Here is a 24554-nt window from a genome sequence, read left to right as displayed (position 1 = left end):
GCTTCGTCTGATCAACCAGCTACGTCAATTATGATTCCTCCTCTACTTGTTCAGTGCCAAATCAGTCAGGACTCGACTGCTGATTTACGTTCGTTACCTACAAACAACCCAGGGGCGGGCTACTTCACACGCTTACTTCTACTGATGCTATTCAGTTTTATCTGGATGCAGCAGGGGGTGGCCCAATGTGTGTTGGCAATCACTAAACAACCCGTTGGAGCCACCAAATGTGTAGGCGATACCTATTCGTTCTCGGTGACCAATACTGGTTTGGGGACTTACCAGTGGCAGAAAGACGGCGTTAACTTAATTGATGAGGCGGGTACTATTAGCGGTGCAACCACCCGTCAACTGACGTTAACCGATCTGTGTGCCACCTGCGATCCGGGCGATTATGTGCTGGTTTTGACGGGCACGGGTGCTTGTCAGGGGCAGACTGCGAGAAGTAATGCGGCCAGGCTGACCGTAAACTCGCCGGCTGCCATCACTACCCAACCCACCAATCAGCAGGCGTGTGAAAGCAGTATTGCTACGTTCACGGTGCGGACAAGTGGCATTGTCAGCGGTTACCAATGGTTTCGCAACGGAGAGCCCATTAATGGGGCAACCAATAGAGACTACCTGGTGAGGGTCAACAACACGCTCAACGGCAATACATACAAAGTAAACGTAACGAGTTCCTGTGGTACAGTTACCAGCAGTGAAGCAACGATGGGAGTGACCCCCAAACCAGCCATAACGCTCCAGCCGGTAGGGGCGACCGAATGCGTGGGCGACGACTACACATTCACCGTCACGGCTACAAACGCCGGAGGCTACCAGTGGCAGAAAGACAACGTTGATTTGGCTGACGTACCTGACAGGATCGACGGGTCGACAACGAACCAGCTAACGTTGACGAATTTGTGTGCTACCTGCGATCCGGGCAGCTACGTGCTTGAAGTAGAAGGTATAGATGCCTGCGCAGCAACGGTCATCAGAACAACTGCCGCTGCCTTACTGGTTAACGAACCGGCGACGATTACTGCTCAACCCACACCTCAGCAAGTCTGCGAGGGGAGTACCGCAACATTCGTGGTGGAGGTAGATGGTGAAGCTACTGGTTATCAGTGGTACCGCAACGGAACGGCTATCGCAGGAGCAACGTCTGCCATTTATGAGTTTACCACGAGCAATTCTAATGACAACGACAAATTTAAGGTTGACGTTCTAAGCAGTTGCGGCCCTGTCACCAGTGATGAAGTAATGCTGAAAGTAACGGCCAAACCAACCGTAACGCTTCAGCCGGTAGGGGCGACCAAGTGTGTAGGTGACAATTATACATTTACCGTCACGGCTACAAATGCCGGAGGCTACCAGTGGTTGAAAGATGGGGTTGACTTGATCGACGAGGCAGGTAATATTAGCGGGTCGACAACGAACCAGTTGACCCTCACGAACTTGTGCGCTACCTGCGATCCGGGCAGTTACGTGCTTGAAGTTGACGGTGTAGATGCTTGTGATGCAACAGTAATTTCGACAAGTGTAGCGGTATTAGTGGTTAACACGCCGGTAACGATCACTTCTCAGCCAGCCCCTCAGCAAGTCTGCGAAGGCAGCACGGCAACCTTCGCCGTACAGGCAAACGGGATGGTTACAGGCTATAAGTGGTACCGTAATGGCACGGCCGTTAGCGGTGCCACAAGCGCCAGCTATGAGTTAACGGCCAATACCGCCAACAACGGCGACAAATTTAAAGTCGATGTGATTGGTAGTTGTGGCACGGTCACCAGCGCTGAAGTGGCTTTGACAGTTAACGCCAAGCCTGTTGTCACGCTTCAGCCGGTGGGGGCCACCAGATGCGTGAGCGAGAACTACAGTTTCACGGCCATTGTCACCGGCGACGCTACCTACCAATGGCAGAAAGATGGAACTGTTCTGGCCGATGAAGCAGGTAACATCAGCGGGTCAACCACAGCCCGGCTAACGCTGACCGATCTGTGCGCCACCTGCGATCCGGGCAGTTACGTGCTGGTTGTGACCGGAGCGGGAAGTTGCAATGCCACGGAGTTACGTACCAATGCGGCGGTGCTGGTGGTTAACACGCCCGTCATGATTAATACGCAGCCGATTGCTACCACTGTTTGTGAAGGGAGTAACGCTTTGTTTGCAGTTCAAGCGGCTGGGACTATCACTGGTTACCAGTGGTACCGTAATGGTGTGGCTATTTCGGGGGCAACCAACAGCAGTTACCAGTTAACGACCAGCATTGGCAACAACGGCGACAAATTTAAAGTCGATGTGATTGGTAGTTGTGGCACGGTCACCAGCGCCGAAGTAGCTTTGACAGTCAACGCCAAGCCGGTAATCACCCTCCAGCCTGTTGGAGCAACCAAATGCGTGGGTGATGATTACACCTTCACCGTTACAGCCATCAATGCCGGCAGTTACCAATGGCAGAAGGATGGCGCTGATATTACTGGTGCCACCTCGGCTAACCTATTATTGAGTGCGCTCCAGACTGGCAACGCAGGTACGTATCGGGTACGGGTTAGCGGAGCCGCGACCTGTAATGCCGAATCACTGGTCAGCAACGAGGTTGTGTTAGTTATTAACACGCCCGTTACCATCAGTGCCCATCCGCAGGCGACTACGGTCTGTGAAGGAAGCAACGCTACGTTTAGTGTACAAGCCAACGGCAGCATCACCGGTTACCAGTGGTACCGGAATGGCACAGCTATTTCGGGCGCAACTTCAGCCAGCCACCAACTGACAAGCAGCATCGCCAATAACAATGACAAATTCAGAGTCGACGTGATCGGTAGCTGTGGCACGGTGGCCAGCAGCGAAGTAACCCTGAGCGTCAATGCTAAGCCTGTCATCACGGCACAGCCCATGGGGGTAACCAAGTGCGTGGGTGAGGCCTATACTTTCAGTGTTGCAGGTACGGCCATCGGTGCATATCAATGGCAGAAAGACGGTGCTGATATTGCAGGGGCTACTTCGGCCAACCTGGTGCTTGCCAATTTGCAGACCGGCAACGCAGGTACGTATCGGGTACGTATCACCGGGGCCGCGACCTGTAACAACGAATCGCTAGTCAGTAATGAAGTTACCCTGGTCATCAACACGCCGGTAACAATCACCACACAGCCTACTGTCCAGCAGGTTTGCGAAGGTAGTAACGCTACGTTCTCAGTACAGGCCACGGGCAGTATTACAGGCTACCAATGGTTTCGCAACGGAACGGCCATTAACGGAGCCACTAGTGCCAGCTACCAACTGACAACCAGTGTCGCCAACAACGGCGAGCAATACAAAGTAGACGTAGTTGGTCCCTGCGGCACGCTCACCAGTAATCAGGTGACACTGACTGTCAGCACCAAGCCTGTCATTACGCTCCAGCCGGTGGGGGCAACCAAATGCGTGGGTGACAATTACAGTTTCACGGCAACCGTTACTGGCGACGCTACCTACCAATGGCAGAAAGATGGAACTGTTCTGGCCGATGAAGCGGGTAATATCAGCGGGGCGACAACCGCCCGGCTAACGCTGACCGATCTGTGTGCCACCTGCGATCCTGGTAGTTACGTACTGGTCGTGACCGGAGCGGGCAGTTGTAATGCCACCCAGCTACGCACCAATGCAGCTGTACTGGTGGTCAATACGCCGGTTGCCATCAGTACTCAACCTCAGGCTATTACAGTCTGTGAAGGAGGTAACGCTACGTTTACGGTGCAGGCCAGCGGGACTGTCAATGGCTATCAGTGGTATCGCAACGGCAGTGCCATCGCGGGAGCTACCAGCGCCAGCTATCAACTGACAAGCAGCCTCATCAACCATAATGACAAGTACAAGGTGGAGGTGCAAGGCTCTTGCGGCAACCTGACCAGCACTGAAGTAACGCTGAGCGTGAATGCCAAGCCAGTTATCACGGCTCAGCCTGTTGGGGCTACCAAATGCGTGGGTGAGGGGTACACCCTCTCCGTTTCAGGGACTAACGTGGGTTCGTACCAGTGGCAAAAAGATGGGAATGACATTGCGGGAGCTACCTCGGCCGAGCTGCTACTTAACCCCCTTTCGCTTGCCAGCGCGGGTAGCTACCGGGTACGTTTGAGTGGAGCCGCCACCTGTGCTGTGGAGTCTCTTTTGAGCAACCAGGTAGTGTTGCAGGTAAACACACCTGTTACTATCAGTAGCCAGCCTGTTACCACAACTGTTTGCGAAGGCAGCCTGGCAACGTTCACAATCCAAGCTAGTGGTACGATCACGGGCTACCAGTGGTATCGTAATGGTGTGGCCATCAACGGGGCTACGTCCGCCAGCTATCAGTTGACTACCGGCAATGCCAATGACAACGACAAATTTAAGGTTGACGTGATCGGAAGCTGTGGTACGGTGACTAGTAACGAAATCACTTTAGGCGTCAATGCTAAGCCTGTCATCACGGCCCAACCAGTGGGGACTATCAAGTGCGTGGGCGAGGCCTATACCTTCACCATTTCAGGTACGTCTATCGGGTCATATCAATGGCAGAAAGATGGCGTTGATATTGCTGGGGCCACATCAGCCAATCTGGTGCTAGGTGCGATACAGATCGCTAATGCCGGTACGTATCGAGTACGGATTAGTGGCGCTGGGACTTGTAACAGCGAATCACTGGTCAGCAGCGAGGCTGTGTTGGTCATCAACACGCCTGTAACTATCAGTGCCCAGCCTCAGGCGACTACCATCTGTGAAGGGAGCAACGCTACGTTCAGTGTACAAGCTAACGGCACCATCACGGATTATCAGTGGTATCGTAACGGTGTGGCTATCTCAGGAGCGACCAGCAGTAGCTACCAATTCACAGCCAGCACGGCTAATAACGACGAGAAGTATAAAGTAGATGTGATCGGTAGCTGTGGTACAGCAACCAGCAGTGAAGTAGCCTTGGGTATTAATGCCAAACCCCTGATCACGGCTCAGCCGGTGGGGGCTACCAAGTGCGTGGGTGAAGCCTACACCTTCACTGTCACAGGTACATCCATCGGCTCGTATCAATGGCAGAAAGATGGTGCTGATATTGCCGGGGCTACCTCCGCAAACTTGGTGCTGACCAATTTACAGACGGGTAACGCAGGTACATATCGGGTACGCATCACCGGGGCCGCGACCTGTAACAACGAATTGCTAGTCAGTAATGAAGTTACCCTGGTCATCAACACGCCGGTAATCATCAGTGCCCAACCTCAAGCAACTACTGTTTGTGAAGGCAGTAACGCCACGTTTGCGCTACAGGCCAACGGTACCATCACGGGTTATCAATGGTATCGCAACGGTACAGCTCTGCCAGGGGCAAACTCGGCTAGCTATCAGCTAACTACCAGTAATACCGCCAACAGCGATGACAAGTACAAGGTGGAGGTACAGGGCCCTTGTGGTAATGTGACTAGTAACGAAGTGGTTTTAACGGTCAACGCCAAACCTGTGCTCACGGCCCAACCAGTGGGGACGATCAAGTGCGTGGGTGAGGCGTACACGTTTGCCGTTACAGCAGGCAATGTTGGTTCATACCAATGGCAGAAAGACGGAAATGATATAGCCGGAGCGACTGCGGCTACTCTGGTGCTGACCAATTTACAGACCGGTAACGCAGGTACGTATCGGGTACGTATTACCGGCGCCGGGACTTGCAATGCTGAATCACTGGTCAGTAACCAGGCTGTGCTGGTGGTCAATACGCCGGTAACTATCAACTCTCAACCTCAGGGAACTACCGTTTGCGAAGGGAGTACGGCAACGTTTACAGTTGAGGCGTCTGGGACCATCACTGGTTATCAATGGTATCGGAATGGCACGGCTATTTCGGGCGCAACTTCGTCTAGCTACCAGCTGTTGACTAGTACGGCTAACAACGACGATAAATTTAAGGTCGACATAATTGGAAGCTGTGGTACCGTCACTAGTAATGACATCGCTTTGGGCATTAATGCCAAGCCAGTTATCACGGCTCAGCCCGTTGGGTCAACCAAGTGCGTAGGTGAAGCTTACACCTTCACTGTCACAGGTACATCCATCGGCTCATATCAATGGCAGAAAGATGGTGCTGATATTGCCGGGGCTACCTCCGCAAACTTGATACTGAGTGCGCTTCAGACAGCCAACGCAGGTACGTATCGAGTACGCATCACCGGAGCTGCGACTTGTGCCAACGAATCACTGGTCAGCAGTGAGGTTGTTCTGATAGTCAACACGCCAGTAACCATCAGTACCCAGCCTCAGGCCACTACCGTCTGTGAGGGAAGCAACGCGACGTTCGCTGTACAGGCAAACGGCACCATCACTGGTTACCAGTGGTATCGTAATGGTGTGGCCATCAACGGGGCTACGTCCGCCAGCTATCAGTTGACTACCGGCAATGCCAATGACAACGACAAATTTAAGGTTGACGTGATCGGAAGCTGTGGTACGGTGACTAGTAACGAAATCACTTTAGGCGTCAATGCTAAGCCTGTCATCACGGCCCAACCAGTGGGGTCTGTCAAGTGCGTGGGCGAGGCTTATACCTTCACCATTTCAGGTACGTCTATCGGGCCATATCAATGGCAGAAAGATGGCGTTGATATTGCTGGGGCCACATCAGCCAATCTGGTGTTAGGTGCGATACAGATCGCTAATGCCGGTACGTATCGGGTACGCATCGGTGGAGCCGCGACTTGTAATGCTGAATTACTGGTCAGCAGCGAGGCTGTGTTGGTCATCAATACGCCTGTAACTATCAGTGCCCAGCCTCAGGCGACTACCATCTGTGAAGGAAGCAACGCTACGTTCAGTGTACAAGCTAACGGCACCATCACGGGTTATCAGTGGTATCGCAACGGAACCGCTATTCCAGGGGCAACTTCAGCTAGTTATCAGTTGACTGCCAGTAATGCCAATAATAATGAGCAATACAGAGTAGACATGCAGGGGCCCTGTGGTACGGTGACCAGCATCGAAGTAAGCCTGACGGTCGATGCCAAACCGGTGTTTACCACCCAGCCCGTTGGAGCCGCCAAGTGCGTAGGGGAAGGGTATACGTTCTCGGTAACCGCCAGCGGTACCATAACCGGCTACCAATGGCAACGCAACGGCGTCGATATTGCCGGGGCTACGGCCGCTACCTATACCATCGCGGCTATTCAGTCGGGTAATGCAGGAACTTACCGGGTGGCATTGACGGGAGCCGCTACCTGTGGAAACGAACGTCTTACTAGTGCCGGAGCAACGCTGGTGGTTAACGTACCTATTCTGATCACCGCGCCACTTGTTTCGCAAACGATCTGTGAGGGTAGCCCCGTCACATTTGCCCCCTCGGCAACCGGTACCATCACGGGCTACCGCTGGTACCGGAACGGGCAGTTGCTGAACACTACCGATCCGACCTACACGCTGACAGCCACGCTGGCCAACCAGAATGATACCTATCGGGTCGAGCTGATCGGCCCCTGCGGCACGGTCAGTTCGACCGAAGCGACACTGGCCGTTATTCGGATCGAGACACCGACGATTACGACAAACAAGCCCGATGGAATGTGCGTTGGCGAACAGTCCACCCTTACAGCAAGTGGTTGCACCGGCACTGTCACCTGGTTCCGGGACGGCAATGCTGTTGGGTCAGGAAACACATTTACTACCGGAGAGACAGGTACGTATACCGCTTCCTGCGCCAATCAGGGGTGTGCTCTGCAACCACGGAGCAATGCCGTTCAGGTCATTCAATTGTCGCCCCTCACCGTCGCGGCGACCGTGCAGAATGTGACGTGTTTTGCGGGTAGCAACGGGTCTGTCACGATCACCGCCGCCGGCGCAGCGGGAGGCCCTTACACGGTGCGCTGGACTAATCCGGCCGGTTTGACCAGTTCAACGGCTGAAAATCTGGCAACAGGCACGTATGCCTTTACCATTACCGATCGGGTCGGATGTACGGCGTCTGGTAGCCAAGTGGTTACGCAGCCTACTCAGCCTTCCGGCAGCATTGTTGCCACCGACGTGACGTGTAACGGGCAAAAAGATGGCCGACTGGTCCTCAACGCCCGCAGCGATTATGGGGGCTATACCTACAGCGTAAACGGTGGTACTCCCATTGCTTTCTCTGGCGGGGCTACCCAGACACTCACTAATCTGGAGCCAGGTACGTATACCATTCGGATTACCGATGCCCGCAGTTGCGACGTGCTGGCCGCAACCCCGGTAACGATCAACCAACCTTCGGCCCTGACAGTGCTGGCTGGTCTGGTGAAGCAACCCCTCTCGGCCGATTCGAAAGACGGCAGCGTTGAGATAAGTACATTAGGCGGAACGGGACCCTATACCGTGCGCTGGTATGATGCCAGTGGAGCCGAGTTGACCACGCCGGTACAGACAACGATCACCGCCACAGGTGTAATCAGTCGCCTGTCGCCGGTTGATGGTGGCGTGTACCGGGTCGTAGTCAGTGATAAAAACGGATGCGAACAAACGCGGACTCAGACCCTGGTGGCTCCCCCTCGACTGGTGGCAACGATCACGACAACACCGATCTCCTGCTTTGGCCGGAACGACGGAACCGCGACGGTATCGGTAACAGGCGGGGTAGCGTTCACGGCGACGCCAGCTTACCGAATTGGCTGGCGTAGACAGGGAACGACCACGACCATCGGCGAAGGACTCACCATCACGGGTCTGGCCCCAGGTACGTATGAGGCCACTATAACCGATGCGAACGGTATTTCGACTTCCGCTACCGCATCATTGACCGAGCCCGCCCTGCTGAAAACGACCGCCAGCCAGATACTGCCCAATTACTGCACCAACCTGCCGCTGGGCGAGGTGACGTTGCAAACCGAAGGCGGGCGGGCACCTTACCGCATCACCTGGAACGGCAATGCGGTCACTGGTAACACGGTGACCAGATTACCCGGCGGGCGACAGACATTTACCGTGACGGATGCGTCGGGATGCGTAGCTACTACCGAAGCCATTGTGCCCGACAACGCGACGGCGTTCAGCACCAGCATTGCCTACACCGCACCGACCTGCTTTGGCCGCTGCGACGGAACGCTGATCTCGACGGTGCAGGGCGGCAATGCTCCGTATCAATATAGCTGGCGGAACCTGTCGGTAACTACGCCGACGGCCCTCAGTGTGTGTGGAACTGGCGAAACAGCTCTGACCATTCAGGATGCCAAAGGGTGCGTTATCACCTCGGCCGTTGTGTCACTGACAGCCCCCGCACCCCGCGTACTGGGTCTTCCGGCTACTCAGGAAGTATGTCCGTCAAAACCGTTCGAGTTGAGTGCGGCTTCGCTGACCTGGGGCAAAACCTTCGTCTGGACACTGCCTAACAGTACCACCCAAACCGGAGCAACCATTCAGGCCAGTGGCGTAGGTACGTATCAGATTACGGTGCTCGACGAAAACAGTTGCGGCGGGCAGGGGTCTATCCTCGTCAGGCAGTTCTCCACGGTTAATCAGCTCTTCACGATGCCCAGTGAGGCGGTGGCCGGAAAATCAGTCGTAGCCATTGACCTGACCAGCCCGGCCCCAATCAGTATTCGCTGGGAATTGCCGGGTGGCACCATCGTCAGTCAGGACACCTACCAGGCCAAGTTTAGTTTCGCTCAGGAAGGTACATTCAGCGTTACCGAAATAGCCACGGTTGCCAATTGCGACTACCGCCTGACCAAGGCCATCGACATCAAGGCCAGCCTCGATGATAATGGCTTCCCCCGGCCGATGAACGCAGCGCCGATCGAGGTGACGGTGATGAGCAACCCAACTGTGGGAACCACCCTGAAACTGGCCATTGCCAACCCGGCCGACGAGGATTTTTCGGTGACCGTGCAACCCATTACTGGCCATCAGCGCGTCTTCGGTCAGGAATACAGTAAGCATGGTTCTAATCCACTGACGATCAACCTGCCCGCTACGGTCACCGACGGTCTCTACATCCTGACGGTACAGACTGCCACTGTCCGCATCACCAAACACATTCTGGTTACCCGGTAATCTCCCATCACGCTCGTTTAATCGGTTCGTTTAATGCAACAACTACGTCATTTTCGCAATGGGCTGGGCCTGCTGCTTGGCCTGGTACTGAGTAACTGCCCAATGGGTCAGTCGGTACTGGCGCAATCGGTGGACCTCGGTTCCATCGGCAAAGCCAAACCCCTGGTGGTATCAGGGGGGTTGGGGGCCAACACCATTTTCAACGCGGGCCTGCCCAACGCCGAGGGGCCTCTCAACTACTTTCTGTCGGGAAACCTGAACCTGAATTTCTTCGGGACCATCAACGTGCCGCTCACGTTCAACTATTCGAACCGGCGGCTGGCGCTCTCGCAGGGCTATTCGTTCAATCAGCTCAGTCTTCACCCGACCTACAAATGGGTGACGGCGCACATCGGCACCAATTACATGACGTTTTCGCCGTATACGCTCAACGGACATCAGTTTGTGGGTGCAGGTATAGAGGCAACGCCCGGTAAGTGGAACGTGCAGGCTATGGCAGGGCGGCTGCTACAGGCCCAGTTTACCGATACCACCACGACCGGCCCTACCTTCCGACGGATGGGCTACGGCCTGAAGGTTGGTTACAACCCCGGTAACTACCTGGTGGGCCTGACGCTTTTCAACGCCAAGGACGACCCCGCCACGATTCCAGATACCCAACGCCGGTTCATGAACCAGGTGGTAACGCCCAAAGACAACATGGTGGTGAGTTTGAACTTTGGCACCACGCTTTTTCACGCCCTGCAAATCAACGCCGAATACGCTAACAGTGTGGTGACCAAAGACCAGTCGCCCAACTACGAGCGAGTACCGATGAGGTCGCTGGCGGGCGTGTTTGTGCGGGGCAACGCCACATCTGAATCGTACAACGCGCTGAAGGTGGGAGCCAATTACAACATTGCCAAAACGAAGACTATCGTGGGCATGGGTTATGAACGCATCGACCCCAACTACACCACGCTGGGCGGCTACTACTTCGTGAATGACCTGGCCAACTACACCCTCAACGCCAGCCAGACATTGCGAAACGGGAAACTACAGCTGAGCGGCAACGTGGGCTTGCAGGAAGATGATATCAAAAAGCAAAAAGCAAACAAGCAGCAGCGGTTCGTGGGGTCGCTGGTGGCCAGTGTTCAGTTGCAGGAAGGCTTTACGATGGGAGCCAATTACTCCAATTTTCAATCGTACCGCTTCCTGAACGACACCTATTCGCGGCTGGTGCGGGTGCCGGGACAGATCATCGATACGCTGGCCTACTCGCTGGTATCGCAGACCATTGGCTACAACGCAAATAAGGTGCTGTCTAAAACCGACACCCGGTCGTCGCAGCTCAGCTTCGTGGCTACCTACGTAGGGTCGCAAAGCGCCCGGGCCAACATCACCGAAGAAGATAGCAAAACCCGGATTCTGAATACCAGCCTGACATATTCGATGGGGTTTGTGCCGCAAAAAGCCTCGTTGAACGCCTCACTGTCGTATTTCCGCAATGCGTTGCCTACCGGTACGATTCAGGGCATTGGTCCCACATTTGGCTTGCAGAAAACGTTTCTGGAAAAGCTGAACACAACCCTGAACCTGTCGGCGCTGAACGTGAATACCAGTCTGGTAACTCCCGAAGGGTCGGGTAATTCGCTGGCCATTAACGCTCAGTTGCTGGCCAATATGCGGCTGGGACAGCATCATGCCTTCAATTTCATTACAGCAGTGGTCAGCACCCAGCCTGCTACCTACGTCAGCGGCAACGTTGGCTATAACTTCTCGTTTTAATGACCCGCCCTATGCCAACTTTACATGCTTCATTTTATCAGTTACGTCAGTGGGTACTGACCGGGCTGGGTACGTTGCTGTTGCTGCTTGGGTACGTTCCCGCGCAGGCGCAGGAATTTTACCCGGTGGTTGCCCGATTTACCCAACTGCCGCCCTATCCGGTTTATCTGGCCGATTTCAGCAACCCGTCGCAGACCAACCTGTCTATTCAGGTGCAGCAAAACGACCGGTCTATCGCCACGCGGCCCTTCCGGATTCGCATTTACATCGAAGGGCAGGGATTCCAGATTCAGAGTACCGATCTGGTGCAGGGCGAACCGCCGCTGACGCTCAGTTTCGGGCAGGTGTACAACCTCCCCGCCGAGCAGGTAGCCAACTATTTCAAGCAGTATAACCTGAAAGTCAGCGCCGCGCAGTATGCCCGACCGTTTAGCGAGGGAGCGTTCCGGTTTGGCGTCGAGATCATTGATTTTGCCACGAACCGGCCTATTTCTGGGATTCAGTGGGCTAACCCGGTCTGGATTAGTATTAACGAGCCGCCCGTGTGGGTGATGCCGCAGAACGCGCTCACCATGAAGCCGACCTTACCGCAAAATATCGTTTTCCAGTGGTCGCCACGCCATACGAACGTGAGCGATGTGGAGTACGAATTCACCATCACGGATCTGCTGGTCAACGGTGGGTTTACCGGCAACGTGCAGAACCTGTTTCTGGCTCAGCCCGCTTACTACAAAACCCGTACCCGCGCCACCACGCTGGTCTATGATCCCACCATGCCACCGCTTGTGCCCGGACGTACCTACGCCTACCGGGTAGAAGCCATCGCCAAACGCGGCCGCGAAGATGTGGGCGTATTCCGCAATAACGGATTTTCCGAAATCCAATACTTCAATTACGGAACACCCCTTTTGCCTCCCTCGAACCTGCGGCTGGCGTGGAATGATGGTAACCCCAATGAAGCCAATCTGAACTGGAAAGGGGAAGCAAACCACCAGTCGTTTGTGGTCGAGGTGCGGGAGAAAGGCCAAAATGGGCCGTGGCGCAGTACTACCATTAATCCGCAGGCAACGGGGCTCTACAACAGCTTTGCCTTTAACGGCCTCGACCCTGGCAAAGCCTACGAAGCAAGGGTATCCGCAACGGGGGGCGATGGCCAACGGGCTACGTCAGTGGTGGTACCGCTCGCCGTATCGACAGTACCGACCAAACAGGTTGATTTTTCGGTAAAAGGTAAGCTGGCATGGGCTTTTAGTGCGTCGGAGGAGGATTTCACGCAGCCCGGTAGCCTCCTGACAGCTGCCAGCCAGCCCCGAACCCGGCAGCTTTCGCGGCAACCCGTGGCTGAGGCCCAGCCTGGCAGCAGGCGGTTTCCTCTCGAGGGAGCTATCGTGAGTTTCTACAGCACCGGTGAGACCGAGGTCGATGCCGCCACCTTTGCCCGACAGCGGGCGCAATACCCGCTCGTGGCTACGGTAAGCACCAATGCCCGGGGCGAGTATGAATGCAAAGGATCAACGATCAAGCTGCTGGGCAACGCCCGGAACCTGCACGTAGTGGCGCGGTTTAAGAACAATGCCTTCGGCGAAGCAACTACTAAACTGAGCCTGCCCGAAACGCCGACTGGTGACATCGTGGCTAACCCGATGACGCTCATTGCCAACACGTTCCGGTATGCGCCCACACTGGTTGTGCAGCCAAACATACCTCTCCCCTTTGTGGAGGAAGTGGCCCTGTACCGGCTCAAGTCGGTCGTGGAAGCCAATCCCTATCTACGCGAAGAGGGTAATGCTGTCGACCGCCGCGAGGTCCGTTACAATAACGACACGTACCTGAAAGTGACCACTTTTAGCCCCAGCGCTGTGCAGCCGCGCCTCTTTACTAACAACCTCTACAACGACCAGTTGGTGATGGGGGTGAAGGAACGCGGGGGCGACACGCAGTTTTTCCCCATCACGGGTGTGGAGGCCGTGGAAGCGGGACAGGTCCTAACGGTGGCCGACCAGTTCAGGTATGCGGCCGCCCAGCGCCGCATCCGGGGCGTGGTGGCTCGGGGCACGGCGCAGAACCCCGTCGCTGATGTGACGGTATATGTGCTTAACCAACCCTACAAAACCGACAAAAACGGGGTTTACGAGGCGGTTATCCCGGCATCGGTTCCTGTGCGTGAGCCGTTCTATGTGGCCGCTATCGACCCACTCGACCATACGGTTAGCGCGGGGGCAAACCCCATCTACGAAGGGTACAGTCTGTCGCAAAACCTCCTGCTGACCCTGCGTGAGGTGAAGGTGACCGGCAGTGTGGTAAACGACAACAGGAAGCCAATTGAGGCAGCCGTCGTGACGCTGGGTAGCGTCAGTACCAAAACCAGCGCCGATGGTTCGTTTACACTAAACCTAAGTGAAAGCGCCCTGAAAAACCTGAAGGAGAAGAAAGGCACGGTATCGATACGCGCTGACGACTATGTGACGGTGAAGATGCCACTTGACTCATTCGCGTTGAAAACCGGTGATCCAGAGCGCTATGAGCGGCTGAATATCAAGCTCGACGGGGCGATAAAACAGTTTCGGGTAATCGTTTACAAAGGCGAAGACAAGCGCAACAGACTGGGTATGCGCAATCTGAGCGACTCGCTATCGGGAATTACGTACTTCGACGTACCCATCACCGTCAACGGCCAGGAGGTGCAATCGAATAAAGAACCTGGTCACCGGGGTAAAACAAGCAAAACCGAACTGACCATCGCCTTTGCCAATGCTCCCGGCGCGAAGGAATTGTATACTGAAAAAACCGTGACGGTGAAACTGCCGGAGAAACCCCATAACCGCGACACCGTATACACCTTCCGGGTTCGGCTCAAACCTGCGCAGTACATTGCCGGGGTCGTGCTCGACAGTACGCTGCACGTGGAGGGGCTGCATACGGATGCCGATAGCCTGATCAAACCGGCCGAGGCTACCCTCAGCAGGCTGCGGCCCATCGGCGGCGTAAAGGTCGAGAATGAAGGTGTGGGCGAAGCCGAAACTAACGCCAACGGCTTCTTCCGTGTCCTGGTTGAATCGGAAACGGAAAATACCCTCAAGTTCTCGCGGCCAGTGCAGACAAGCTACCGAACTATCGAGAAAAACGGTAAACCAGCGAAAGACACGCTTGTGCTGGCCTACAACGACGCGCAGGTAAGCGTAAGTACAAAAGACATTGAGGCATTCAGTTCCCCAGATTCCACGGCTTTCCGAAACGCCACCGCAGGCACTCCCGACCGGTTGACGTTCAAGCGGGGCTTTATGCTACGGCGAGAAAAGCAAGTTCCCACTTTCACTAAATTGCTTGGCTTCGATGCTAAGATCGAGAAAGCTGTCCGAAACAGCGGAGCCGGGGGCAACACCTTTAAAATTTCCGGCCAACTGCTGATGCACGACTGGCTCAAAAGTAATAAGGAGGGTAGCAAACTGTTTGAGGTTGTCAAGGATAAAGAGTTGATCCTGAACTTCAAAGACATTGTGGTTAAGCCTGATCTGAAAGATAAAACCAACGCCGTACCGGTGCTGAGTCAGGTGAATCTGGTCGATACGGAGTTCGATGCCTTGCTTTTCGGCTTTGCGCCGGTGAAGGTGGAAGGAAACCCGGCCGGTGAACCGTTTATTCGGCTGCAACACATTGCGGGCAAACCCGGACAGGGTAAAATCGGTGGATCTACCTTCCAGCTTACCCAAAACCAGTTGTTCGGCTTCGACTTCGGTAAGATGGAACTGACCAAAAAAGCAGCCGATAAAAAAGCAGCCTTTGGTAAGTTCAACACCACCGACGCAGTAGATGTTGAGGATGCGAAGAATAAGAGTAAAGACAAGAAAGCTCCCAAAGAAAAGAAAAAGGACGAGGACAAACCCAAGGCCCCCGACAAAGAGCTCTATCTGCTGGCCTTCGCCACCCAGAACCTCGAAGAGATGAAGGTGGACGATGAGTATGAGATCGAGTTTATCGCCGGTGACTCAAAACGCCAAAGCAGAAACGCCACTACTAAGGCAGACGCCACCAGCACAAAGGCCACCACGGCCGAAGCTGCCGCCTCAACCGCTAAAACGGCGTCTAATGCCGCAGTTGCCGACATGGGTAACACGAAATCGTCGCTTACACGGACGGTTAAGCAAGCGGGTCTGATGAGTGCGCTCAACACCGCTGCCAAAGCCGAAGCCACCGCCTCCACGGCCCGCAGCCAGGCCGACGCGGCGGCCAGAGATGCCTCGAAAGTAGAAAACGATTCCAACTACGTGAAATTTCCGCTGGGTAATACGCCGGTAGTGGGCAAATCGTCTGTAGGTACGTTGTCGGGTCTATACGTAAACATTGAGCGCACGAGCGCAGTCCTCAAAAAATCGGGAATGAGCATGAAGGGCGCACTCACGCTGCCGCAGATTCCGTTTATGGACGCCGACATTTATAAGCTGGAAATTGATAAGATCGACGTGGGTAAAGATTTTCTGCTTAAGCAGGCCACTTTCGTCCGCAATGAAAAGAAAAACATCCACGAGCTGTCCGTTGGTGGCAACGCCTCGTACGCGTTCCTGATGGAATGGAAATCAGTACAGATTCTCAACAATTTCAAGGGTTACGGAATTGGCGGGCGCATCTCTACCGACAAAGACAACTACGTTGACATAAACTCGCTGGCGCTGACGGTAGTTGATGGGCGGTTCTACCCGTCGATGGAGCTGGCGCTGCCCGAAAAAGGATTTCGGGTCAAAAACATCAAGTTTGTGGCCTCCGGCAAGAAGTCCCTCGCGCTGAAACCTAACCTTAAAGACAAAAGCTACGAACTGGAAGCGTCGCTCAAAGTCGAGTATGATGACTCCCCCTTCAAAACAGCCCGCACAGACAGCACCAATCAGTACGGCCGCCTGCTAAGCGAAGCCGAAAGGAAAGTTGCCCGGGAAGAAAAAGCCGCTGCTGATAAAAAAGCGGAAGAGGCAGCAAAGGCTGCTGCTGATAAAGTTGCCCAGACGTCACAGCCAACAAGCACCACTACCGCAGCATCAACTACCGCCGATGCCCAATCGGGTGGGCTGATGAAAAAGGTCTTTCCCTTTGATCTGCAAAAGTTTGTCTGGTCTACCACCGGCAAGTGGCTGGTCTCAGCCAAGCCACGACCTATCGAACTTGGTGAGGGCTTCGTTAAGATCAACGTTCGTCGGCTGGTGTTTACCCGCGCCGGTAAAAACGCAAACGGGAGTCCCGATGCTGTCAAAAAGTCGGAACTCAACGACCTGCTCGCTATGAGCGAAGGCGAGGTGAGCAAAGCCAATGAAACCGGTAAGTTCAATAACGCCAACACCCAGATCAAGAAAGATTCGCTAGGCAATGATGCACTCGATAAAGACGGCAAGCGCGTTCGGACCGGGGTATTTGACAAGAATGAGCAGGAAGCCCGCGGCAATACCTCGGCCGATAAGCTGACGGTGAAAGAACTGGCCGACAAAATTCTTAAGGAGGACGCCAATGCGTCTGTAGCCTTCGGCTTCGCCGGCGGTATTGAACTGGCCAGTAGTGATGCCAAAGGATTGACATTCGACTCTGACGTATCGTTGCTAATCGGTGATTTCGGTAAAGGCTGGGAGCTCAGCATGAACGAAATCATGCTCAAGCTTGAAGCCCCGGCGTTTAAGCTGTATGGTAAGGTAAAGGTGGCGACCGATCCCAAAAAGTACGGCTTTGAGGGAGCCGTAGACCTGGAAACCGTCTCCAAACGCTTTGCCGCCAACTTCAAATATTACAGCCTGCCCAATAATCAGCTGGAACTTGGGGCGGGGATTCAGGTGTCGACTACCGTGCCGATGGGGCCTATTACCTGGATTTCGATGGGAGGGGGCTTCGACCTCAACACCCAGGACAATAAATACAAGGTGTTCTTCGTCGGTTCGGCCACGCCCACGTTGACCGTAGCCGAGCCTAAACTCTGTACCTATAAAGATATCAGAGTGCTGGTTGAGTTCAACGGTAATACTTGTGGTGCGTTGCCGGTAATCAAGGGTTCTGCCGAGCAATGGATCAACGGCGATAAGCAATGCGTGGTGCAGGTGGAACTGGACTTCTGCCGGACCCGGCTGATGGCCAAACTGAACTGCGAGATCGAGGTGTCGAAAGATGCGAAGGCGGAGGTTAACGCCTTAGTCATCGCCGATAAGTCGCTCGGCATCTTCGTGGGGGCCAACGTGCGGGTCGATGCGCTGGGTGGCATTGCCAATGGGTTGTTTGGACTGCCGATTCTGTTTAAGACCACTGCCAGCGTAGCCGACGGTATGCCTATCGAACTCGCCGGGTACATGAGCAAGATACCAGCCTACCTGATCGGGTACGACAACACAACGGCTACCGGACTCTTTCTGAAGATGGACCTGGCGCGTGAATTCAGATGGTCGGACCGGGTATCGGTTCTGGGGCTGAACCTGGTGGAGGCCAACGTGGAAGCGGTGCTGCGGAGCGGAGTCGATATGGGCGTCAACTTCCGGTCGGGTAACTTCCAAATCCTGGGCCGGGCTATGTTCGAGGCAGAAGGTAAAGTATCGGTCATGTCGTTTGCTCTCAACGGCAAGCTGGGGCTGGGGCTGCTGCTCGACGGGGGTTACCGAAACGACATTGGCTGGAACTTTATGGCTCAGGCGCGGGGCGAATTACAGATTTGGCGCGACAATAGCGCGCACATACAATGTAACGACTACAAGGTAGAACGCGAATGGTATGAAGACGAAGAATGTGCCGACCGAAATTGGTATGGCACCTGCAACCGCTATCACAAGGTTTGGAAGCAATACGGCTGGTTGCGGCTCGATAAATTAACCACGCGGGTAAAAGTGTGCGTAAACGGTTCGTTTGGGGGTGCCTATCAGGCCAGGGGCGAAAACAATGGCTGGAGACTGCTCAAATAAGTAAAATCATGACTAACAGGATAATCAAATGCTTTGTATTGCTGCTGCTGACAACGGGTTTGCGGGCGCAATCACAACCGGAGCCAGTCTATCATCTGATGACCTACCCCGGACCCGGTGGAGTTCATGTGCAGGTCATGTCGGCCGATACAAACGACCTGTATGCGCAGGCTAATGCATTTCAGATTCGGCGGACCGAAAAAGGAGCTGATAATGACAAGGGACGGCTCATTGGCACGTTGCGCCCCGTACGGTCGGCGGTGCAGTTTGAAGCCGCGCTTGGCCCGGACAAGTACCGTCAGTTTTTGCGCACGTTTGGGTTTGTGGCCCGCGCTCAGGTCGATACGTTTCTGATCGACCGCGCCCGGGCGTCTGTGCGGCAGTTGCTGTCGGCCACCGATATCGATTTTTCCCGTGCACTGGGTGAAACCCTGCTCGACGTAGATGTGAAGCCGGGTGGTTTCTATGGTTACCAGGTCATCCGGGTCGATAAAGTAGGTGCCGAATCTGAGGTAGACCGTCGGGGCGTACTGTACCGGCCCAACCCCGAAATTGGCAAGGTAAAACCCGTGCTGACCCGCATTTCTGCCACCGACAGTGCCGTGCGGTTTACATGGAATGTCACGTTTCCGCCGCAATTCATACCCGTCGATCAATCATTGATCAATGTTAATTCGTTTGCCGAGGCAAGGGCTGTAGCGCCTCAGCGCCCCGATGTGTTCACGGCCTTTAGCGCAGGGGCACTCAACACCCGTTTTGCCGTGTATTACCGCCTCAACGACGATGCCCGGTGGCGCTTTCTGGAACGCTACACGGCTTCGGCCGACAGCAGTGGACAGTTTTACTCTACCGCCAGGGTGGCCTGCAGGCCGGAAGATGTAGTTGAAACCCGACTCATTGCCGAAGATTATGCCGGTAACCTGGGTGACACTATTATGGCCCGGGGCGTAGCCGTGACCAACAGTCAGGTCGAATACATCTACGGACTTAACAGCCGCGATACCACCAATGCAATTTATCTGTGGTGGAAAAAACTGGCCAGGAAACCGTATTACTCGGGTATCGAACTGTCGCGTACCTCGGCCAACACCGCCCCGAAAGTGCTGGGTATTCTGCCCGTTGATGCCACCGATTTTACGGACCCGGATGTGTACCCGGCAGGAGAAATTTTCACCTACGCCATCCGGCCGCTCTTCGTCCCGTTTCAGGACCTGCGGCAGGAGATGCCCGCCACCACGGCCCAATCTTGTACCCAGTTCCGGCGACCAACGCCCCCGTTCAACCTGCGCGTGGATACCACCGGGCGGTTACCCGTACTAAGCTGGGACGCTGCCGATGATAAATCGCGCTTTGCATTTATTGTGTATCGTGGGCAGTCGCCTTCGGATATGAACCCTATCGGGTTGCCTGTAAAAAGCAATCAGTATATCGATTCCGCCAACTACCTGTCTCCCCGCGTTATGTACTCCTACGCCGTACAGTCCATCAACCTCAAGCAGGATACCAGTGTGCTGTCTGAGTACGTGAATTACCGGCCAACGGCGCGTTACGCAAAAGTCGATTTTTCGTCACCTCAGCTTATCAGCAGCGAGATCATCAACAGCGATGCATTTCTAAGCTGGACCGATCTGCGGTTGAACGACGACTATATCCGGGGTTACGAACTACAGCGCAAACGCGAAAATGACCCTGATACGAATTTTAAGTCACTGCATGCCGGTATGCTCGAGCAACCCATTTTTACCGATACAACGTTTTCGCTTGGCGTTACCTACGTGTACAGAGTAACCTCGGTGGGACTGTCGGGGGAACGGGGTACGTTCTCGATGCCGGTGAGCGTCTATGGCCGACCAGTATCCGGTGCATTGGCTTCGATCAATGAGCTAACGGTGAAGAATATGTCTAGCAGCGTTCGGGTGTCGTGGCCTGCCGTTGAACCGACAGGTATTGCCAGTTATCGGATAATGCGTCGGGAACCAACTATGACTGCGTTCACCGCCGTCGGCACGGTCAGTAATGGCACCTTTGAGTTTGATGACCGAAGCGCCAAGCCAGGAAAAACGTACGTGTATGCCGTTCAGGCCCTGAGCACGAATCGGCAGGAATCGGCGATACGAACCACTCGATCTATCTACCGTGAGGTTGTCCGGTAGGCGGTTATATAACCCATAAACAGCACCTTGTCAAGTGGGTTTTGGAAACGGGAGGGTATCTCACCGTCATCTGCGACAACCACGATCCAGCTCTGACGAGCGACAAGGTTTTTATACGGGGCATTTTTTAGTGCCTCTTTTTAAGGAACCGTTTAACATTTACCCGTTATGAAGAATCGTTTATGGGGTCAGAATGTACGCTTCGGCCCACGTCTTACCAGAGAACTCCCTTACAGTCGTACGCTACCCTGCGAGCCGCTAACAACTGACGAATCTGCTGCCCATCATAAAAGGGTGTTGACTTACCTGATCGGTTTGCGGACGCGCTGGGAGCGAGGTGAGCCACTCAGCCTGGCTATGCTCACGGGCGTTTACACCGATCAGGTATTCAGATCGATGATATTGACCTGCGAAGATGCGGACGCACACCTGTTCAGCGCACCGCTCCACTCGCTCATTGCCTACTGTGAACAGCAGTTAGCGGAGAACTAAGCCCAATTTTTTTTACCATGCCGAGATTCAGTCAGTTACTTGTTCTGCTCATTTTATTAGTCGGTGCTTGTTCTACCAACAAAGATACATCGGGGAGTATGGCCAACGAGGCCAGCCTGGGGGCGACGGTTAGTTCAGACACAGAACAACGCGGCTGTAAAGGCGGAGCGGGTTATCGGTGGTCGGCCTTGCAAAAAAAGTGCGTTCGCCTGGCCGATGCTGGTATCCGGTTGGAGTCGCAGGGCGGAGACAGAAGTACGGTTGCGTACGTGCTTTTTGCGACTTCTGGAAAGGATGGCAGGGCAGAAGTTTTTTTACCTGGCGACAAGGTTGGTCGGTTGCTGCCTGAGATGCATGGAGAAAACGATGGTAGCTGGACACTCGACACGCTCACTCTTCATCAATGGAAAAGCATATACACGTTAGCCGGTGCGAAGGGTAGGGTGCTGTACGAAGGCCAGCTTATAAGAGAGCCCCGTTAGCCAATTCCCTGATGCATAGCTACCGATTTATGGCTGGTTTGTTGTTGTTGGGCAGCGTACTGAGTGGCCAGTCTCAACCAAAGTCTGGTCAAACTAGAAAGGCCCTCTATCGGGCTGATAGTCTGCTCCAGGTTCGGATTATCAGGGCTGGCGACTCGGTGTACGCCCAAAAGCAGGGCTACGCCCGTAACGAGGGTGTTGGTCAGATGCAAAAAGCGCTGGTAAACAGTGAATTAGTGATTGAGAGGAATAAGCTGGCTTATGAAGCTGTAATTAAAAAAAATCAGGAACAACTGCTGTGGGTACTGGTCGGGCTACTGACGGTCATTACGGGGTTGAGTGGCTACCTCTTCTTACGTATTCAGGCCTACCGGGTGCAGTCGGGCGCGTTGAGAGCCGTAAATCAACAACTCGATAACCAGATTGCCCAGGTGCATTTGCTGAATAAAGAGATTCAGCACCGGGTTAAAAATAACCTGCACATGATTTTTAGTTTGTTGCAAATGCAGGAGCGGAAAAGCGGGCAGCCTGAGGTCGTGGCCCAACTTCGGCAGGCAAGGCTTCGCGTAGAAGCTATTTCAGCCCTGAACAGCCAACTCTCGCAGGAAAACACCCCGCTAGACCTCAATCGATACATCGCCTCGATGGTTGAAACCGTGGTCCACTGTTACGAAAAGCCCGTGGTGACGCAACTCGACGTTGATCTGATTGCTCTGGACAGGGTTCAATACCTGCCGTTGGCTCTAATTCTGACCGAGTGGATCACCAACTCCATGAAGCATGCGGTACCGGCAAACAGTGTGTTGCACATTCGCATATCGCTATATCGACAGGGGGATGGGACTTGTATCGAGTACACCGACACCGGCTGCAGAACACCGAACCCGCCGCACCCAAGTCTGGGTATGGACATTGTCAGGCTGTTGTGTCGTCAGCTAAACGGAACCTTGACGTACCCACCCCAAAACCCCTACCATTATCGATTGCTGCTGCCGGCAGTATCGTAACCTCAACCGGTACGGTCTACTCCAGGCGCTATCTGATCACCTAACAAGCGTAGCTGATTGTACTGCGAGAGGGGTGGCTTTGGGGAACGACTCCTGTCATCAATAGCTGAAGGTCTCTGGCCGACAGCCGCGTGTTGCTAATGCGAACATGTTGGTAATAGATAGCTTCGTTGTCGTAGCGGGTAATGTGTCTCACGTTCACCGCCGTGCTGCGATTAAACTGCTGAAACACTGGCTGAAGCCATAGAGGTACTAGGTGTTGCATAACCGATTGCAACGTACCCCGTACCGTGTAGGTAACGGGTGTGTCGATAACCCGGACCTGCACGTAATTCTTGGTGGCTTCCAGGCAATACACGTCCTGCCAAAATAACTTCAGGTTACGCTTTCCTACCTTGACAAAAAAGTAATCGGGTTGTTCATCACCCGGTGTTGTATTCACCACAGGCTTGCTGGTCAGGCCCTGGTTTTGCACAGCCGTCTGAATGGCTGCAAACAGGGTTGCCGAATTGACGGGTTTTATCAGGTAACCACTGGGGCGTAACCGGGTGGCCTGCATAATGGTATCCCGGTCAGAATAGGCCGTCAGGAAAATAAACGGTATCTGGTCTTGATTTAATCGCTGCGCCAGTGCCAGTCCGTTATTGTTGGGTGATTGGGTACCCAAATTGATGTCGAGCAACACCAGGTCGGGCTGTTGGTTCGAAAGGGCATCGGCTACCTGTTCAGCGTTACAGGCAATAGCACAAATGGCAAAGCCCATATCTTCCAGCGTAAACTTTAGATTCTCGGCAATCAGCACTTCGTCTTCTACAATAAGCAGGGTTAATTGATTGACCATGAGCCGGCAAAGGGGCGAAAATAGATAGTATAGTAACAATTTGAGACAGCGTGACAGATAAAGCTACTTTGTAGTCACCTTTCATCGTACAAAACACATCTTCCGTACATTTGAATAAAATACCTTGCATGAGGTATTTTTAACTTAGTAGTTGTACTTTTCAATGTCAGCTAATAGTATTTTACATGTAGCTGTGAGGTAAATATGACAAAATTCACATAAGTGTATTTTGTCTATCCAGTGAGTATTAGTAGTATAGAGACTCAACGATGCCAACCCGAACTATTCTTATTGACGACCACCGGCTTTTCAACGACGGGCTGAGTTTGGTTCTGCGCGACTCGTTGGATTTTGTGGTGGTTGAGCAGGTCTACGACAGCCGCCTGGCCCTAAATACCTGCCTACGCCTGGCCCCTGACTTAGTGCTGGTTGATGTGAACATGCCTCATTTCGACGGACTAATGGTGGTTGAGCAGTTGAAGCAGCTTCCCAATCCCTGCAAAATCGTGATTATCAGTATGTATGCTGAAAAGCAGGAAATTGCCCGGTTTAGTGCCATTAAGATCAACGGATACATTGCCAAGACCGTTGCCGCCGATCACTTGCTTATGCTGTTGCGACGAGTGATGGAGGGACAAATGGTGATTGAAACAGATTCGTTAGCCAGTCTGACCTCGCCTGCTAAAGACACGACCCGGTTTACCTACGGCCTGACAAAACGGGAGGTGGAAATTCTGAAACTGGTAAAACTCGGTCTAACATCCGAACAGATTGCTATCGACCTGAGTCTGAGCTACTACACCGTTCAGACACACCGGAAGAATATTACGCATAAACTACCGTTCACCACCAAAAAGCAGTACTACGATTTCCTGGAAACACTTTGAATTTCAATTAGCTATATT

Annotated in this window: 9 protein-coding genes; 8 read left to right on the top strand and 1 reads right to left on the bottom strand. The window is 54.0% G+C overall.

Annotated elements, in window-relative coordinates:
• The first annotated feature begins 144 nt into the window (after positions 1 to 144).
• From ACAW87_RS11950 to ACAW87_RS11920, 7 genes are all read left to right on the top strand, one after another.
• Positions 145 to 9990, top strand: coding sequence for a hypothetical protein (locus ACAW87_RS11950; protein WP_370723627.1), 9846 nt, complete (start codon positions 145 to 147; stop codon positions 9988 to 9990).
• 33 nt (positions 9991 to 10023) lie between these two features.
• Positions 10024 to 11757 (top strand): hypothetical protein, encoded by a 1734-nt coding sequence (locus tag ACAW87_RS11945; RefSeq protein WP_370723626.1) that lies wholly within the window; start codon positions 10024 to 10026, stop codon positions 11755 to 11757.
• Between the two features lie 11 nt (positions 11758 to 11768).
• Positions 11769 to 18674 carry a fibronectin type III domain-containing protein gene (locus ACAW87_RS11940; protein WP_370723625.1) on the top strand — a complete coding sequence of 2302 codons (6906 nt, stop codon included), beginning with the start codon at positions 11769 to 11771 and terminating at the stop codon, positions 18672 to 18674.
• An 8-nt stretch (positions 18675 to 18682) separates the two neighbouring features.
• Positions 18683 to 20827: a fibronectin type III domain-containing protein gene (locus ACAW87_RS11935; protein ID WP_370723624.1), complete on the top strand. Its 2145-nt coding sequence runs from the start codon at positions 18683 to 18685 to the stop codon at positions 20825 to 20827.
• A gap of 168 nt (positions 20828 to 20995) precedes the next feature.
• Complete coding sequence (locus ACAW87_RS11930; protein ID WP_370723623.1) at positions 20996 to 21319, top strand: hypothetical protein; 324 nt, start codon at positions 20996 to 20998, stop codon at positions 21317 to 21319.
• Between the two features lie 17 nt (positions 21320 to 21336).
• A complete protein-coding gene (locus tag ACAW87_RS11925; RefSeq protein ID WP_370723622.1) occupies positions 21337 to 21801 on the top strand; it encodes a hypothetical protein in 465 nt (154 codons plus the stop codon).
• 11 nt (positions 21802 to 21812) lie between these two features.
• A complete protein-coding gene (locus ACAW87_RS11920) occupies positions 21813 to 22808 on the top strand; it encodes a sensor histidine kinase (RefSeq protein WP_370723621.1) in 996 nt (331 codons plus the stop codon).
• Positions 22809 to 22848: 40 nt separating this feature from the next.
• Here ACAW87_RS11920 and ACAW87_RS11915 read toward each other — a convergent pair whose 3' ends face one another.
• A complete protein-coding gene (locus tag ACAW87_RS11915; protein ID WP_370723620.1) occupies positions 22849 to 23649 on the bottom strand; it encodes a response regulator in 801 nt (266 codons plus the stop codon).
• A gap of 269 nt (positions 23650 to 23918) precedes the next feature.
• Between ACAW87_RS11915 and ACAW87_RS11910 the strand changes: the two genes are divergently transcribed.
• Complete coding sequence (locus tag ACAW87_RS11910; RefSeq protein ID WP_370723619.1) at positions 23919 to 24536, top strand: response regulator; 618 nt, start codon at positions 23919 to 23921, stop codon at positions 24534 to 24536.
• The last annotated feature ends 18 nt before the right edge of the window (positions 24537 to 24554 follow it).

Source organism: Fibrella aquatica (genome assembly GCF_041321135.1).
GTDB lineage: Bacteria > Bacteroidota > Bacteroidia > Cytophagales > Spirosomataceae > Fibrella > Fibrella aquatica.
This window is presented reverse-complemented; position numbering and strand designations above follow the sequence as displayed.